The organism is Klebsiella sp. CB_Kp196, from assembly GCF_040061575.1.
GTDB lineage: Bacteria > Pseudomonadota > Gammaproteobacteria > Enterobacterales > Enterobacteriaceae > Klebsiella > Klebsiella michiganensis.
Map to the genome: position 1 here is coordinate 1 of NZ_JBEAFH010000044.1, position 15,016 is coordinate 15,016.

Below are 15,016 nucleotides of genomic sequence, written 5' to 3' on the forward strand. Positions count from 1 at the left end.
AACCTGCGACCAATTGATTAAAAGTCAACTGCTCTACCAACTGAGCTAACGACCCACTATTTTCGCCGCTTTGGGCTTGTTCGATATCCCTTGGCAACGGCGGCATATATTACTGATTTCAGAATTCAGCGCAACAACAATTTAGATAAAGATTGCTTAACTGCTTAGGATTCATGCGACAAGACCAGAAATGATGCGATTTCTGGTCATGCCATAATCATCCGAGTGCGTTAAGGCGTTTTTGCGCTTGTTTGGCCCCGTCGGTGCCAGGAAATTTACTGACCACCTGCTGGTAAACCGCCTTCGCTTTTGCGGTATCGCCTTTGTCCTGCATGATCACGCCGACTTTAAACATTGCGTCGGGCGCCTTCGGGGATTTAGGGTAGTTTTTCACCACGGAAGCGAAATAGTACGCCGCATCGTCCTTTTTACCCTTGTTGTAATTCAGCTGACCGAGCCAGTAGTTGGCGTTCGGCTGATACGTTGAATCGGGGTACTTTTTGACGAAGTTCTGGAAAGCCGCCATCGCATCGTCCTGGCGAGAGGGATCCTTCACCAGCGCGATAGCCGCGTTGTAATCGGTATTGGCATCACCGGTCTGCGCTGGGGCGCCTGACGAGGCCGCTGGCGCCGTCCCGCTAGCCGCAGCGCCCTGATCGCCCGCTGACGTCTGGGTTTGCGCTCCCGCTGCGCCGCCACCGCTGCTCAGACCGTCGATCTGCAGCAGGATCTGCTTCTGGCGCTCAACAACCTGATTCAGCTGATACTGGCTTTCCTGAATTTGACCGCGCAGGGAATCAATATCGGACTGATTATCGGAGAGTTGTTGCTGGAGTTGGGTTAAAAGCTGGCTGTGCGCATTGGAAATACGCTCGAGTTGAGTGACGCGGTCTTCGACCGAGCCTGAGCCGACACTACTGATTGGCGCCTGAGCAAAAGCGGCCCAGGGGGCCGCTATGCCAACCAGTAACGACAGACTCAATAGATGATGTCTGAAGTTACTGCTCATGCAATTCTCTTAGTAAACCAGTACGGCGCGACGGTTTTTGGCGTAAGCCGCTTCGTCGTGGCCCAGTACTGCAGGTTTTTCTTTACCGTAAGAAACGATGGAGATCTGGTCAGCAGAAACACCTTTGCCCTGCAGATACATCTTAACGGCGTTAGCACGACGCTCACCCAGAGCGATGTTGTATTCCGGCGTACCACGCTCATCCGCATGACCTTCTACGGTCACTTTGTAGGACGGGTTGCTGCGCAGGAAGTTTGCGTGCGCGTCCAGCATTGCAGCGAAGTCAGAACGGATATCGTATTTGTCCAGATCGAAGTAAACGATATTGTTCTGCTGCAGCTGTTGCATCTGCAGACGAGCCTGCTCTTCGGAAGACATGTTGCCGCCGTTAGCGTTACCGTCCATACCAGTGCCGGCACCCAGCATGCCTTCACCGCTCTGGTCGTTGCTGGCGTTCTTGTTAGAAGAACACGCCGCGATTGCCATAACCGGCAGAGCGATCAACAGCCCTTTCAGCACTTTGTTCAGTTGCATTTCTTTGATTCCTTTAATAATCAATTATTTATTATCACAGATACGGCGACCAGGCAGGTGATTTTACCTGTCCATCAGTTGCCGGAAGACGCGCTTTGAAACGCCCATCTGTAGAAACCAGATTCAGCACGGATCCCATCCCCTGAGAAGAGCTGTAGATTACCATAGTGCCGTTAGGTGCCAGACTTGGCGTTTCATCTAAAAACGTTGATGACAGAACCTGCACACCACCCGCTTCCAGATCTTGTTTGGCAATGTGCTGCTGACCACCGGCCGAGCTTACCATTACCATAGTTTTACCATCAGCGCTCACGTCAGCGTCCTGGTTTTGTGAACCTTCCCAGGTAATACGCTGCGGCGTGCCGCCATTAATATTGACTTTATACACCTGCGGACGACCGGCCTGGTCGGAAGTAAAGGCCAGGTTCTGGCTATCCGGGAACCAGCTTGGTTCGGTGTTATTGCTGCGACCGTTGGTCACCTGACGAATCTGGCCAGATCCCAGGTCCATCACGTACAGGTTCAGGCTACCGGTTTTCGACAGAGCGAAAGCCAGTTTGCTGCCGTCCGGCGAGAACGCCGGCGCGCCGTTATGCTGCGGGAACGAAGCAATCTGACGAACGGAGCCGTTAGCCAGCGTCTGCACAACCAGCGCAGAGCGTCCGCTTTCAAAGGTCACGTAGGCCAGCTTCGCGCCGTCCGGAGACCATGCCGGAGACATCAGCGGCTGAGTTGAACGGTGAACGAGGAACTGATTGTAGCCATCGTAGTCGGAAACGCGCAGCTCGTACGGGAACTGGCCGCCGTTGGTCTGTACCACGTAGGCGATACGGGTACGGAAGGCGCCCTTAATACCGGTCAGCTTCTCAAATACGGCGTCGCTGGCAGCATGCGCGGCATAGCGCAGATACTGTTTCGTGACTTTAAAGGAGTTCTGCGCAAGCACGGTACCCGGCGCGCCGCCGGTATCAACCAGCTGATACGCCACGTTGTAGGAACCGTCAGGGTTTTGCGTCACCTGACCAACCACGACGGCGTCAACGCCCAGCGCAGACCATGCCGCCGGCTGCACTTCCTGAGCGCTACCCGGCTGCTGAGGCAGACGCGAGCGATCGAGCGGATTAAACTTGCCGCTGTTGCGCAGGTCAGCCGCCACGATACCGCCCACATCTTCCGGCGCAGCACCCTGCCCCGCCCACTGGAACGGCACAACGCCGATTGGGCGTGCCGAGTCGACCCCTTGGGTAATCTCGATGCGTACTTCTGCGTGCAGCACTGCCGCCCACAGCATTAAAAAACCAAATGCTACTCGTAATGCCTGCTTCATCATATCTCCCTTATCCAGGCGAAAAGCCCACGATAATTTAGCAGAATGTTAACAAACTCAAATACACAAAACTACCAAAACCCTGGGCCTACCGACGTTTGTTTTCCCCGCATAAACGGGGAAAACTATCACTGAGGTTTGAAGTCCAGTGGCGCATTTTTGAATGTTTCATAAACAGCCTGCGACGGCGGTTTAGGGAACTTCGTCATCCGGCTCGTTGCCGCCAGCATTTGCTGACAGAACGCCGGATCGCCGCCTTCCGATTTCACACTTAACAGCGTTCCATCCTGAGCCAGATTCACACGTAAAGTACAGGTTTTCCCCTTGTAGGTATCCCAATCATAGAGATGACCTTTAATCGCAGCCTGCACCTGTGAAATATAGCTGTTAATCTCAGCCTGGGATGCCCCACCCTGCCCCTGCTTACTTCCTTTAGCAGGAGATGAACCCCCAGCGCTACCGCTGGTATTACCTTTCGGCGCATTCTTACCGGAGCTCAGGTCGCCGAGCAGATCGTCAACGCCGTTGGCCTCTTTGGCCGCAGCGGCTTTCTTGGCGGCTGCTGCCTTAGCGGCGGCGGCTTTCGCCGCTTTGTCTGCGGCGGCCTTCTCTGCTGCTGCAGCTTTGGCTGCCGCGGCTTTCTCGGCGGCGGCTTTTTCCGCTGCGGCGGCTTTCTCGGCTGCCGCTTTCTCAGCAGCGGCTTTCTGCGCGGCGGCTTTTTCTGCCGCTTTTTCGGCGGCAGCTTTTTCAGCAGCGGCCTGTTTCGCCGCTTCCTGCTGCGCTTTTTTCTCTGCCTGCTGCTGCGCTTTCTTCTCAGCTTCCTGCTGAGCTTTCTTCGCCGCATCGGCTTCGGCTTTTTTCTGCGCGTCCGCGGCCGCTTTCGCGGCTTCTGCTTCCGCCTGTTTCTTCGCATCCGCCGCCGCTTTCGCCGCAGCGGCTTCGGCTGCTTTCGCCTGCGCATCGGCCTTCGCTTTCGCGTCAGCGGCGGCTTTGGCGGCAGCTTCCTGCGCCTCTTTCGCCTGTGCGTCCGCTTTGGCTTTGGCCGCTGCGGCGGCTTTCGCCGCGGCTTCTTCCGCCTGTTTCTGCTGTTCTTTCGCCTCTTTAGCCGCTTCCTGCGCCTGTAGACGATCCTGTTCCAGCTGTTTCAGCCGTTCCTGCTCGGCGGCCTGTTTTTCACGTAGCTCTTCCGCCTGCTGCTGAGCCTGCTTTTCACGCTGCTCGGCGGCGCGGCGGGCGCTGGCCTGCTGCTGCTGTTGGCGGTCATAATTCTTCACAACCGCCCCCGGATCGACCATTACCGCATCGATAGAGGAACCTCCGCCACCCCCGGCAGAAGCATCCAGATGCTCGTCAAACGAACTCCAGATCAGCAGCGCTATCAATACGATGTGCAGCGCGACTGATACTATGATCGCTCGTTTAAGCTTGTCGTTTTGTTCGGTTGCCTTTGACACTATCGGTTCCCAAAAACTGTTCGCCTGTTCCCGTTATATGACGTCGGCCACGAGACGCTGTTGTCCCAAAGCCGACGTGCTGGCGGGCGTGCATATTGCGAGCGATTAGATCGGCTTGGTCATCAAGCCAACCGATTTAACCCCTGCGCTGTGCAACAGGTTAAGCGCTTTAATAATCTCATCGTATGGCACCTCTTTAGCACCGCCGATCAGGAACACCGTTTTCTCATTCGCCTCAAGTCGACGCCTGGCTTCCGCAATAACCTGTTCCGGCGGCAGCTGCGATAACGTTTCCGGGCCAACTTTCACGCTGTACTGCCCGACGCCGGAGACTTCAACGATCACCGGCGGCTCATCGTTGCTTTTCACCGCCTGCGACTCCGTTGCGTCCGGTAGGTCGACCTCTACGCTCTGCGTAATGATCGGCGCTGTCGCCATAAAGATCAGCAACAGCACCAACAGGACATCCAGCAGCGGAACGATGTTGATCTCGGACTTCAGTTCGCGACGTCCGCGTCCACGTGCTCTGGCCATGGCTTACCCCTTATTGCTTTCGCTGCTGGTAAACGCCTGACGATGCAGAATGGCGGTGAACTCTTCCATAAAGTTGTCGTAGTTCAGCTCAAGTTTGTTCACGCGCTGGTTCAGACGGTTATAGGCCATAACCGCCGGGATAGCGGCAAAGAGACCAATTGCCGTCGCAATGAGCGCTTCTGCGATACCCGGCGCGACCATTTGCAGCGTCGCCTGTTTTACCGCGCCCAGCGCGATAAAGGCATGCATGATCCCCCATACGGTACCAAACAGACCGATATATGGGCTGATAGAACCCACCGTACCGAGGAACGGGATGTGGGTTTCCAGGGTTTCCAGCTCGCGGTTCATCGAAATACGCATGGCGCGCGACGCCCCTTCGACAATTGCTTCCGGCGCATGGCTGTTCGCACGATGCAGACGCGCAAACTCTTTGAAGCCGCTGTAGAAGATTTGTTCCGAACCGGTCAGATTATCGCGACGACCCTGGCTTTCCTGGTACAAACGAGAAAGCTCGATACCGGACCAGAACTTATCTTCAAACGCTTCGGCCTCACGTGACGCCGAATTGAGGATACGCGTTCTCTGAATAATGATGGCCCAGGAGGCGATGGAAAAACAAACTAAAATCAACATGATAAGTTTAACCAGAAGGCTCGCCTTCAGGAACAAATCAAGGATATTCATCTCAGTCACTGCTTAAACTCCGCGACAATAGACTTGGGAAGCGCACGAGGCTTCATTAAGAGTGGATCAACGCACACGATAAGAACCTCAGCTTCATTCAAAACGACGTTCTCGGCGTTGACGATTCGCTGCGTGAAAACCAGGGTAGCTCCTCGCATTGAGGTTATCTCCGTCTGGATTTCGAGCATGTCGTCGAGTCTGGCGGGCGCAAAATACTCCAGCGTCATTTTGCGAACCACAAAGGCAACTCGTTCAGCCAGCAAAACCTGTTGGCTGAAGTGATGATGGCGCAGCATCTCTGTGCGTGCTCTTTCATAGAAAGCGACGTAGCTGGCGTGGTAAACCACACCACCGGCGTCGGTGTCTTCGTAATAGACCCGAACCGGCCATCGAAACAGCGTTGTATTCACTTTACATCCCGGTAATGCAACAAAAGGTTAGTGCTTTCAAACTTCGCTACTATACGCGCGGGAATCGTGGTTTGGAATGGGGGAAAGTAAACGAGGAGTAAATTTTTATGGGCTTATGCAAGCCCATATGGTTAACAGAGATTTCTTATTCAAAAGAAGAAAAAGAACAGGCCCAAAACGAGCACAATATCAGCGATAAGCGGACAAAAAATTCCCTGCCAGTGAATGGCGCGCGGGCGGAAGCCCACGCCGTGGATAACGCCGGTACAAACCGCCCACATCAGCAGGAAGCCGTGCCAGATTTCCAGCTCGCTGGTTTTGGCCGCAAAGCGCGACGGATCCCAGAAGATGCAGCCCGCTAGCGCCAGCGCCATCAATAAGGAAAGCGCCCTTAACGGGCGCTTGTCCATTATCGCGTAAAGAGTCGCGATAATACTCATCAGTGTTCTTCTTTACCTGCTTTGGTGGCTTCCACGTGCTCAAGCGCCAGCGCGGTAATCACCCCAAAAGCACAGGCAAGAAGCGTTCCCAAAATCCATGCGAAATACCACATATATAGCTCCTTACCTTAGTACAGCGAGTGGGTGTTCTTTTCGATGTCTTCGCGAGTGATGCGACCGAACATTTTCCAGTAACACCAGGCGGTGTAGGCCAGAATAATCGGTACGAAGACAATCGCCACGTAAGTCATCAGGTTCAGCGTCAGCTGGCTGGAGGTCGCATCCCACATGGTCAGGCTCGCGTTCATCGCCGTGCTTGATGGCATAATGAACGGGAACATGGCGATACCGGCAGTCAGAATGATGCACGCCAGCGTCAGCGAGGAGAACAGAAACGCCCATGCGCCTTTATCCGCTTTTGTCGAGATGACGGTCAGCAGCGGCAGCGCCACGCCCAGAGCAGGAATCGCCCACAGCGCCGGCATGTTATTAAAGTTCACCATCCACGCGCCGGCTTCACGCGCGACTTCTTTGGTCAGCGGGTTAGACGGGCCGGTATGATCCATCACCGATTTCACCACATAACCGTCGATACCGTAGTAGACCCAAACGCCCGCCAGCGCGAAGCAGACCAGCGTCACCAGCGCCGCCACCGTAGACACGGAGCGGGTGCGCAGGTGCAGTTCACCCACGGTACGCATCTGCAGATAGGTCGCGCCCTGCGTCAGGATCATCGCCACGCTAACAATACCGGCCAGCAGGCCAAACGGATTCAGCAGCTGGAAGAAGTTACCGGTGTAGTACAGGCGCAGATATTCATCAACGTGGAACGGAACGCCCTGCAGCAGGTTGCCGAACGCCACGCCAATCACCAGCGGCGGCACGAAGCTGCCGACGAAGATGCCCCAGTCCCACATGTTACGCCAGCGGTTATCCTCAATCTTCGAGCGGTAGTCGAAACCCACCGGACGGAAGAATAAAGACGCCAGCACCAGGATCATGGCCACATAGAAGCCGGAAAACGCGGCGGCGTAGACCATCGGCCAGGCGGCAAACAGCGCGCCGCCGGCGGTGATCAGCCACACCTGGTTTCCGTCCCAGTGCGGGGCAATGGCGTTAATCATAATTCGACGCTCGGTGTCGTTACGACCGAGGAAACGGGTGAGCATCCCCACCCCCATGTCGAAGCCATCGGCGACGGCAAAACCAATAAGCAAAATGCCGATCAGCAGCCACCAGATAAAACGCAATACTTCATAATCGATCATTTGACGACTCCTGTCTTAGCGTGCCGACTGAATAGCCGCAGAGGACTGTTCAAAGTGATAGCGACCGGTTTTCAGGCTGCTTGGTCCTTTACGGGCAAACTTGAACATGAGGAACAGTTCAGCCACCAGGAACAGCGTGTACAGGCCACAAATCAGCACCATAGAGAAGATCAGGTCGCCCGCGGTCAGCGACGAGTTCGCGACGGCCGTCGGCAGCACCTCACCAATAGCCCACGGCTGACGGCCATATTCGGCGACAAACCAGCCCGATTCAACGGCAATCCACGGCAGCGGCAGGCCATAGAACGCGGCGCGCAGCAGCCATTTTTTCTCACCGATGCGGTTGCGAATCACGCTCCAGAAGGAGGCGCCGATAATCAACAGCATCAGCACGCCGCACGCTACCATGATACGGAAGGCGAAGTAGAGCGGCGCCACGGCAGGAATAGAGTCCTTGGTCGCCAGAGCAATCTGCTCTTCCGTCGCGTCAGAGACGTTGTCGGTATAGCGTTTCAGCAGCAGACCGTAGCCCAGATCTTTCTTCACGTCGTTAAAGCGATCGCGCACGGCCTGGTCGGTTGAACCGGCACGCAGCTGTTCCAGCAGCGCGTAAGCTTTCATCCCGTTACGGATACGCTCTTCGTGCTGAACCATGAGGTCTTTCAGGCCGGTAACCTGTTTATCCACGGATCGAGTCGCAATGATGCCCAGCGCGTAAGGAATTTGAATCGCGAAGCGGTTCTCCTGCGCCTTCTGATCGGGAATACCAAACAGGGTAAAGGCCGCCGGAGCAGGCTGAGTTTCCCATTCAGCTTCGATAGCCGCCAGTTTGGTTTTCTGCACGTCGCCCATTTCGTAGCCGGATTCATCACCGAGAACGATAACGGAGAGAATCGCCGCCATACCAAAGCTGGCTGCGATAGCGAAGGAGCGCTTGGCAAAAGCGAAGTCGCGGCCTTTGAGCATATACCAGGAGCTGATGGCAAGAATGAACATCGCGCCGGTCACGTAGCCTGACGCCACGGTATGAACGAACTTAACCTGAGCAACCGGGTTCAGGACCAGCTCAGAGAAGCTGACCATCTCCATACGCATGGTTTCAAAGTTGAAGTCCGACGCAATCGGGTTCTGCATCCAGCCGTTAGCGACGAGGATCCACAGCGCCGACAGGTTGGAGCCCAGCGCCACCAGCCAGGTCACGGCCATGTGCTGAACTTTGCCCAGACGATCCCAACCGAAGAAGAACAGACCGACAAAGGTAGATTCGAGGAAGAAGGCCATCAAACCTTCAATGGCCAGCGGCGCACCGAAGATATCGCCCACATAGTGAGAGTAGTAAGACCAGTTAGTCCCGAACTGGAACTCCATGGTCAGACCGGTTGCCACACCCAGCGCGAAGTTGATACCAAACAACTTGCCCCAGAACTTGGTCATATCTTTATAAATCTGTTTGCCGGAAAGGACGTAGACCGTTTCCATGATGGCCAGCAGGAACGCCATACCTAGCGTCAGCGGCACAAACAGGAAGTGGTACATCGCGGTCAAGGCAAACTGTAAGCGCGACAGTTCGACTATATCTAACATCATGACTCCTTGCTCATCGCATGAAGACTCCGAGAGTGAACCCCGTTAGAAAGGGTCACACGCATGCCCCAATACAAATTTATTTGCTTCTTCTCGTCACGCCCGTTTTCTCATGCAAGAAAACGATAGTAATGAGAAGTTACAAACATGTTAACAAAACACCCAAATTGATCCCGTGATTATATTACGCTGCAAAACCCTTACAATAAATAGGTTTTTATTGTGATAAATTTGCAGTTTTCGACAGCGATCAATTTATAGCGAAAATACCAGATTTCGGTCAATTTGATCCGCGACAATTTAACTCCATTTCGCGACCTTTTCCAAGTTTTAAACATTGATTTAAATCAATTTTCATTTTAAATGTTAATTATGTATACCGTGTACCGTACAGGTAAACACTAGGTTAACAATATGTTTTTCAAGAGTATCAACGGTTACTGAAAATGATAGTCCATTTATTTCGCCGCGGAGGGGAATTTAATGGGATGAGCGCTGGGCGCATTAATCCGGGCATCAGCTGACAATGTCGTGTAGCTCACAGATTTTTTTATCAAGTTAATGCCCTAAATTTTTTTGCTTATTACATTTATCATTGCGTTTACTTTCAATTAACACAGATGCGTAACTATCTCATTATCAAGTAAATGCGGCGTACATTCTCTTTCTCGTCGTTTTGTGACGCAACGCACCCTGCTCTTTATGCAGCAGACTTTCCCCCTGCGCTTTTATCCCCCCCGGACAGCAGCTCTCCTGCCCCACTCCGCCATTCAACAAAAATGAAATATTAAATAAACAAATCACCATTTTATATCTTTAATCTAACAAATTCGCCGTGACGCATATAAAAAACAGCACATAAATTCCGTTACTATGCTCACAGAAAAATTTAAAGAATTGTATTTACCGCTTATTATCAAGGCAAAATAAACGCAAAATATAAAATAAGACCTTGCTCACAAACATCGCAATCTATTTATTAAAAAGATCTGAACAGAAATAACCCCAGACAATAAAAAAACTAACAACATCATGATACAAAAGGATTTTTTAAAGAAAAATCAAAAACAAGACTTTTTTGAAAGATATTCTGAAAATAGATCAATTGCTTCCCCCCTTCGAACCACAGACACTCCAGCCCTATTAACAGGCGGCCATCATCAACGCTGCAAATATTAGAAAGTCGTTTTTATTTTTATACCATCAGCCTTACAGAGGATTACCCATGAAGAAATCAACACTTGTTATTGGCGTCATTGGTGCTGACTGCCATGCAGTAGGCAACAAAGTCCTGGACCGCGTTTTTACTGCCCATGATTTTCGCGTAATCAATCTGGGGGTGATGGTCAGTCAGGATGAATATATCGATGCCGCTATCGAAACCGGCGCGGACGCCATCGTTGTCTCGTCTATTTACGGCCACGGCGATATCGACTGCCTGGGACTGCGCGAACGCTGCATCGAACGGGGTATCGGCGATATTCTTCTTTACGTTGGCGGCAACCTGGTGGTCGGTAAGCATGATTTTGCCGACGTCGAGGCCAAATTCAAAGAGATGGGCTTCAATCGCGTCTTTGCCCCAAGCCACGATCTGGAAGACGTCTGCAGGCTGATGGCGAACGATATCAACCAGCGCCACGGCGTTGAACAGCAGTGTCTGGAAGAGGCTATCTGATGCAAACCGTCTCTGTCGATATCGGCTCGACGTGGACCAAAGCGGCCCTCTTCGCACAGGAGGGGGATGAGCTGACGCTGGTAAACCACGTTCTGACCCCGACCACTACCCATCACCTGGCGGAAGGCTTTTTTGCCAGCCTGAACCGGGTGCTTAACGTTGCCGATGCGCGCCCGTTGCTGCACCGCGGTGACGTCACGCTGAAATACTCTTCATCGGCAAAAGGCGGTCTTGCCGTTGCCGCGATGGGTCTGGTGCCGTCCATCACCCTGGAATCAGCAAAAGTCACCGCCCACTCGGCGGGGGCCAAAATCGCCCAATACTACGCCTACAAACTCAACCGCCACGATATCCAGGCGCTGGAAGCCACGCCGCCGGATATCCTGCTGTTTACCGGCGGAACCGACGGCGGCGAGGAGAGCTACGGCCTGGCCAACGCCCATGCGCTGGCGGAGTCAACGCTCGACTGCGCCATTATCTATGCCGGAAACCGGGATATTCAGGACGAGGTTCAGGCCATCCTTGGCCACAAAGATTTGACCACGGTAGACAACATTCTGCCCGATCTCGATCACCCTAATCCCTACGCTGCCCGCAAGGCGATTTGCGATGTCTTCTTATCCCGAATCGTCAAAGGTAAAGGACTGGACGTTATCGTCGCAGAAACCGGCGAAGAGCCGATGCCAACGCCGTGGACCGTCTACGAGCTGGTGAAAACCATCAGTCATTACGACAGCGCGTGGAAAGAGTTCATGCTGATCGATATGGGCGGCGCCACCACCGACGTCTACTCCGCCAGCGCCAACACGCTCTCGCCGGATACCGTTCTGCACGGCGTTCCGGAGCCATATGTAAAACGCACGGTGGAAGGCGATCTCGGCATGCGCGTTTCAGCTGTCGTGGTCGGTGAAAGTACTCAGGAGCTGGTGAACGTGGTGTTTGCCCACCAGCCGCAGCGTCAGGAGGCCTTTTACCGCTACCTGCGCCATCTGGTCGCTCAGCCGGATTATCTGCCGCTCAACGCGGAAGAAAAATATTTCGACACCGTGCTGGCCGGGCTGTGCGTCGGCTACGCCAGCGAACGCCACGCGGGCACCAAAAAGCAGGTCTGCACCTGCGTGGGCAACGTCGATTTACAGATGGGCCGCGATCTGACCCCCGTGCGTAAAGTCGTCGGTTCCGGTGGATGGCTCTCCCGCGCCAGCGGCTTCGACATCCACCGCTGGCTGAAATACCGCGAACTGGATGACGACGGCAGACGCATTCTTCTGCCAACCCGGTTTGATTATTACCGCGATGCAAAAGGCCTGCTTCCGCTGCTGGCAAACGTTGCCAGGCTCTACCCCGAGCTCGCCGCTCGCACCAGCATTCACTGTTTAACCCTATAAATGAAGGCAGCTACGAATGGAACTTCGAAATAAAAAATTAACCCACGACGAATTCATGACCGAGCGGCATCAGGTATTGCAGACCTGGCATACCGGCAAGGACGTTGAGCACTTCGAAGATGGCGTGAAGTACCAGCAAACCATTCCTGAGAAAAAACGCTTTTCTCACGCTCTGCTTAAGGCCGACCAGGAGGGTAAAACCCTGAGCCAGCCGCGCGCGGGCGTGGCGCTGATGGATGAACATATTGCGCTGCTCAAAACCCTGCAGGAAGAGTGCGATCTGCTGCCCAGCACCATCGATGCCTATACCCGCCTCAACCGTTACGAAGAAGCGGCGGTCGGCATACAGAAATCCATCGAGGCGGGAACCTCCAAACTGAATGGTTTGCCGGTGGTTAACCACGGCGTCGCCGCCTGCCGCCGGATGACCGAAGCGCTGGAAAAACCGGTCCAGGTACGTCACGGTACGCCAGACGCGCGCCTGCTGGCGGAAATCTCCATGGCCAGCGGCTTTACCAGCTACGAAGGCGGCGGTATCTCCTACAACATTCCCTACGCCAAGCGCGTCACCCTGGAGAAGTCGATTCGCGACTGGCAATACTGCGACCGCCTGATGGGCCTGTATGAAGAACACGGCATTCGTATTAACCGCGAACCGTTCGGCCCTCTGACCGGCACCCTGATCCCACCGTTTATGTCCCACGCGGTGGCCATTATCGAAGGTCTGCTGGCGCTGGAACAGGGCGTCAAGTCAATCACCGTCGGCTACGGCCAGGTCGGCAGCCTCACCCAGGACATCGCGGCGATTAAATCTCTTCGCGAACTCTCCCACGAATACTTTGGCAATTACGGATTCGACGATTATGAGCTGAGTACCGTCTTCCACCAGTGGATGGGCGGCTTTCCGGAAGATGAATCAAAAGCCTTTGCCATTATCTCCTGGGGCGCGGCGGTAGCCGGGATGTCCGGCGCCACCAAAGTGATCACCAAGAGCCCGCATGAAGCGTTCGGTATTCCCACCGCGGCGGCCAACGCGCAGGGGCTGAGGGCATCCCGCCAGATGCTCAATATGGTCAGCGATCAGAAGTTCCCGCCCTGCGCCGCGGTTGAGCAGGAAGTGGAGCTGATAAAAAGCGAGGTTCGCGCAGTGCTGAAGAAAGTGTTCGAGCTGGGCAACGGCGACATCGCCCGCGGTACGGTGCTGGCCTTTGAAGCGGGCGTCCTGGACGTGCCTTTTGCCCCCGCATCCTGCAACGCGGGCAAAATTTTGCCGGTCCGCGACAATGCCGGCGCCATTCGCGTGCTTGAAGCCGGCGCGGTTCCGCTGCCGAAGGACATCCTCGCCCTGCACCACGATTACGTCGCTGAACGTGCGCATTTTGAAGGACGCAAACCCTCATTCCAGATGGTTGTTGATGACATCAACGCGGTATCCCACAGTAAATTAATAGGAAGACCATAATGAAAATTAAACAGGCCCTTTTCACCGCTGGCTACTCTTCATTCTATTTTGACGATCAGCAGGCGATTAAAAACGGCGCGGGTCATGATGGGTTCATTTATACCGGTGCTCCGGTAACGCCAGGCTTCACCTCGGTACGCCAGGCGGGTGAATGCGTATCCGTCCAGCTGATTCTGGAAAACGGCGCGGTGGCGGTCGGTGACTGTGCCGCCGTACAGTACTCCGGCGCGGGCGGCCGCGACCCGCTGTTCCTGGCGGAGAACTTTATCCCGTTCCTCAACGATCATATCAAACCGCTGCTGGAGGGCCGCGATGTCGATACCTTCCTGCCGAACGCCCGCTTCTTCGACAAGCTGCGCATCGACGGTCATCTGCTGCATACCGCCGTCCGCTACGGTCTTTCCCAGGCGCTGCTCGACGCCACCGCGCTGGCCAGCGGCCGCCTGAAGGCGGAGGTAGTTTGCGACGAATGGCAGTTGCCCTGCATACCGGAAGCGATTCCGTTATTTGGTCAGAGCGGCGACGACCGCTACATCGCCGTGGACAAAATGATCCTCAAAGGCGTTGACGTCCTGCCGCATGCGCTCATTAACAACGTCGAAGAGAAGCTGGGTCTGAAAGGGGAAAAACTGCGTGAGTATGTCCGCTGGCTGTCCGACCGCATCTTAAGCCTGCGCACCAGCCCCCGCTATCGCCCCACGCTGCATATCGACGTGTACGGCACCATCGGCCTGATTTTCGATATGGATCCGGTTCGCTGCGCCGACTATATCGCCAGCCTGGAGCAAGAGGCGCAGGGCCTGCCGCTCTACATAGAAGGCCCGGTGGATGCGGGTAATAAACCGGACCAGATCCGTATGCTCACGGCCATTACCAAAGAGCTGACCCGCCTCGGTTCCGGCGTAAAAATTGTCGCTGACGAGTGGTGTAACACCTACCAGGACATCGTTGACTTTACCGATGCCGGCAGCTGCCACATGGTGCAGATCAAAACCCCGGATCTCGGCGGCATTCATAACATCGTGGACGCAGTGCTGTACTGCAACAAACACGCGATGGAAGCCTATCAGGGCGGTACCTGTAACGAAACCGAGATCAGCGCCCGCACCTGCGTTCACGTCGCGCTGGCCGCGCGTCCGATGCGCATGTTGATCAAGCCGGGCATGGGCTTCGACGAAGGTCTTAACATCGTGTTTAACGAAATGAACCGCACCATCGCGCTGTTGCAGACTAAGGATTAAGAG

General features: G+C 54.6%; 15 protein-coding genes. 4 read left to right on the top strand and 11 right to left on the bottom strand.

Annotated elements, in window-relative coordinates; genetic code table 11:
* Positions 1-217: 217 nt before the first annotated feature.
* The 11 genes from cpoB to cydA all read right to left on the bottom strand — a co-directional run bounded on the left by cpoB (position 218) and on the right by cydA (position 9,247).
* Entirely contained in the window at positions 218-1,009 is a 792-nt protein-coding gene (gene cpoB, locus ABLU87_RS13120) for a cell division protein CpoB (RefSeq protein ID WP_004848965.1), read from the bottom strand.
* Positions 1,010-1,018: 9 nt separating this feature from the next.
* Positions 1,019-1,543 carry a peptidoglycan-associated lipoprotein Pal gene (gene pal / locus ABLU87_RS13125; RefSeq protein WP_004100337.1) on the bottom strand — a complete coding sequence of 175 codons (525 nt, stop codon included), beginning with the start codon at positions 1,541-1,543 and terminating at the stop codon, positions 1,019-1,021.
* Positions 1,544-1,577: 34 nt separating this feature from the next.
* Positions 1,578-2,870: a Tol-Pal system beta propeller repeat protein TolB gene (gene tolB, locus ABLU87_RS13130; protein ID WP_004133400.1), complete on the bottom strand. Its 1,293-nt coding sequence runs from the start codon at positions 2,868-2,870 to the stop codon at positions 1,578-1,580.
* 128 nt (positions 2,871-2,998) lie between these two features.
* Positions 2,999-4,324: a cell envelope integrity protein TolA gene (tolA, locus tag ABLU87_RS13135; RefSeq protein WP_038424229.1), complete on the bottom strand. Its 1,326-nt coding sequence runs from the start codon at positions 4,322-4,324 to the stop codon at positions 2,999-3,001.
* 105 nt (positions 4,325-4,429) lie between these two features.
* Positions 4,430-4,858: a colicin uptake protein TolR gene (gene tolR, locus ABLU87_RS13140; protein ID WP_004130580.1), complete on the bottom strand. Its 429-nt coding sequence runs from the start codon at positions 4,856-4,858 to the stop codon at positions 4,430-4,432.
* 3 nt (positions 4,859-4,861) lie between these two features.
* Entirely contained in the window at positions 4,862-5,554 is a 693-nt protein-coding gene (gene tolQ / locus ABLU87_RS13145) for a Tol-Pal system protein TolQ (RefSeq protein WP_014228456.1), read from the bottom strand.
* Complete coding sequence (gene ybgC, locus ABLU87_RS13150) at positions 5,551-5,955, bottom strand: tol-pal system-associated acyl-CoA thioesterase (protein WP_004100330.1); 405 nt, start codon at positions 5,953-5,955, stop codon at positions 5,551-5,553. Before ybgC ends, tolQ begins: the two co-directional genes overlap by 4 nt.
* Before the next feature lie 149 nt (positions 5,956-6,104).
* The gene (ybgE, locus tag ABLU87_RS13155) at positions 6,105-6,395 is read right to left on the bottom strand and encodes a cyd operon protein YbgE (protein ID WP_004100327.1); all 291 of its coding nucleotides are present in this window, start codon (positions 6,393-6,395) and stop codon (positions 6,105-6,107) included.
* Positions 6,395-6,508 (bottom strand): cytochrome bd-I oxidase subunit CydX, encoded by a 114-nt coding sequence (cydX, locus tag ABLU87_RS13160; protein ID WP_004100325.1) that lies wholly within the window; start codon positions 6,506-6,508, stop codon positions 6,395-6,397. The genes ybgE and cydX overlap by 1 nt, the downstream gene beginning before the upstream one ends.
* A gap of 15 nt (positions 6,509-6,523) precedes the next feature.
* Positions 6,524-7,663, bottom strand: a complete 1,140-nt coding sequence (cydB, locus tag ABLU87_RS13165) for a cytochrome d ubiquinol oxidase subunit II (protein ID WP_004848954.1) — start codon at positions 7,661-7,663, stop codon at positions 6,524-6,526.
* A gap of 15 nt (positions 7,664-7,678) precedes the next feature.
* Entirely contained in the window at positions 7,679-9,247 is a 1,569-nt protein-coding gene (gene cydA / locus ABLU87_RS13170) for a cytochrome ubiquinol oxidase subunit I (RefSeq protein WP_004130574.1), read from the bottom strand.
* Positions 9,248-10,472: 1,225 nt separating this feature from the next.
* On the opposite strand from cydA, the gene glmS reads away from it, so the two are divergent.
* From glmS to ABLU87_RS13190, 4 genes are read left to right on the top strand one after another with little or no spacing between them, the layout of a single operon-like run.
* Complete coding sequence (gene glmS / locus ABLU87_RS13175) at positions 10,473-10,922, top strand: methylaspartate mutase subunit S (protein ID WP_004848951.1); 450 nt, start codon at positions 10,473-10,475, stop codon at positions 10,920-10,922.
* Complete coding sequence (gene glmL, locus ABLU87_RS13180; RefSeq protein ID WP_025108134.1) at positions 10,922-12,310, top strand: methylaspartate mutase accessory protein GlmL; 1,389 nt, start codon at positions 10,922-10,924, stop codon at positions 12,308-12,310. The genes glmS and glmL overlap by 1 nt, the downstream gene beginning before the upstream one ends.
* A gap of 16 nt (positions 12,311-12,326) precedes the next feature.
* A complete protein-coding gene (locus ABLU87_RS13185) occupies positions 12,327-13,772 on the top strand; it encodes a methylaspartate mutase subunit E (protein ID WP_004848945.1) in 1,446 nt (481 codons plus the stop codon).
* Complete coding sequence (locus ABLU87_RS13190; RefSeq protein ID WP_025108135.1) at positions 13,772-15,013, top strand: methylaspartate ammonia-lyase; 1,242 nt, start codon at positions 13,772-13,774, stop codon at positions 15,011-15,013. The genes ABLU87_RS13185 and ABLU87_RS13190 overlap by 1 nt, the downstream gene beginning before the upstream one ends.
* Positions 15,014-15,016: the final 3 nt, after the last annotated feature.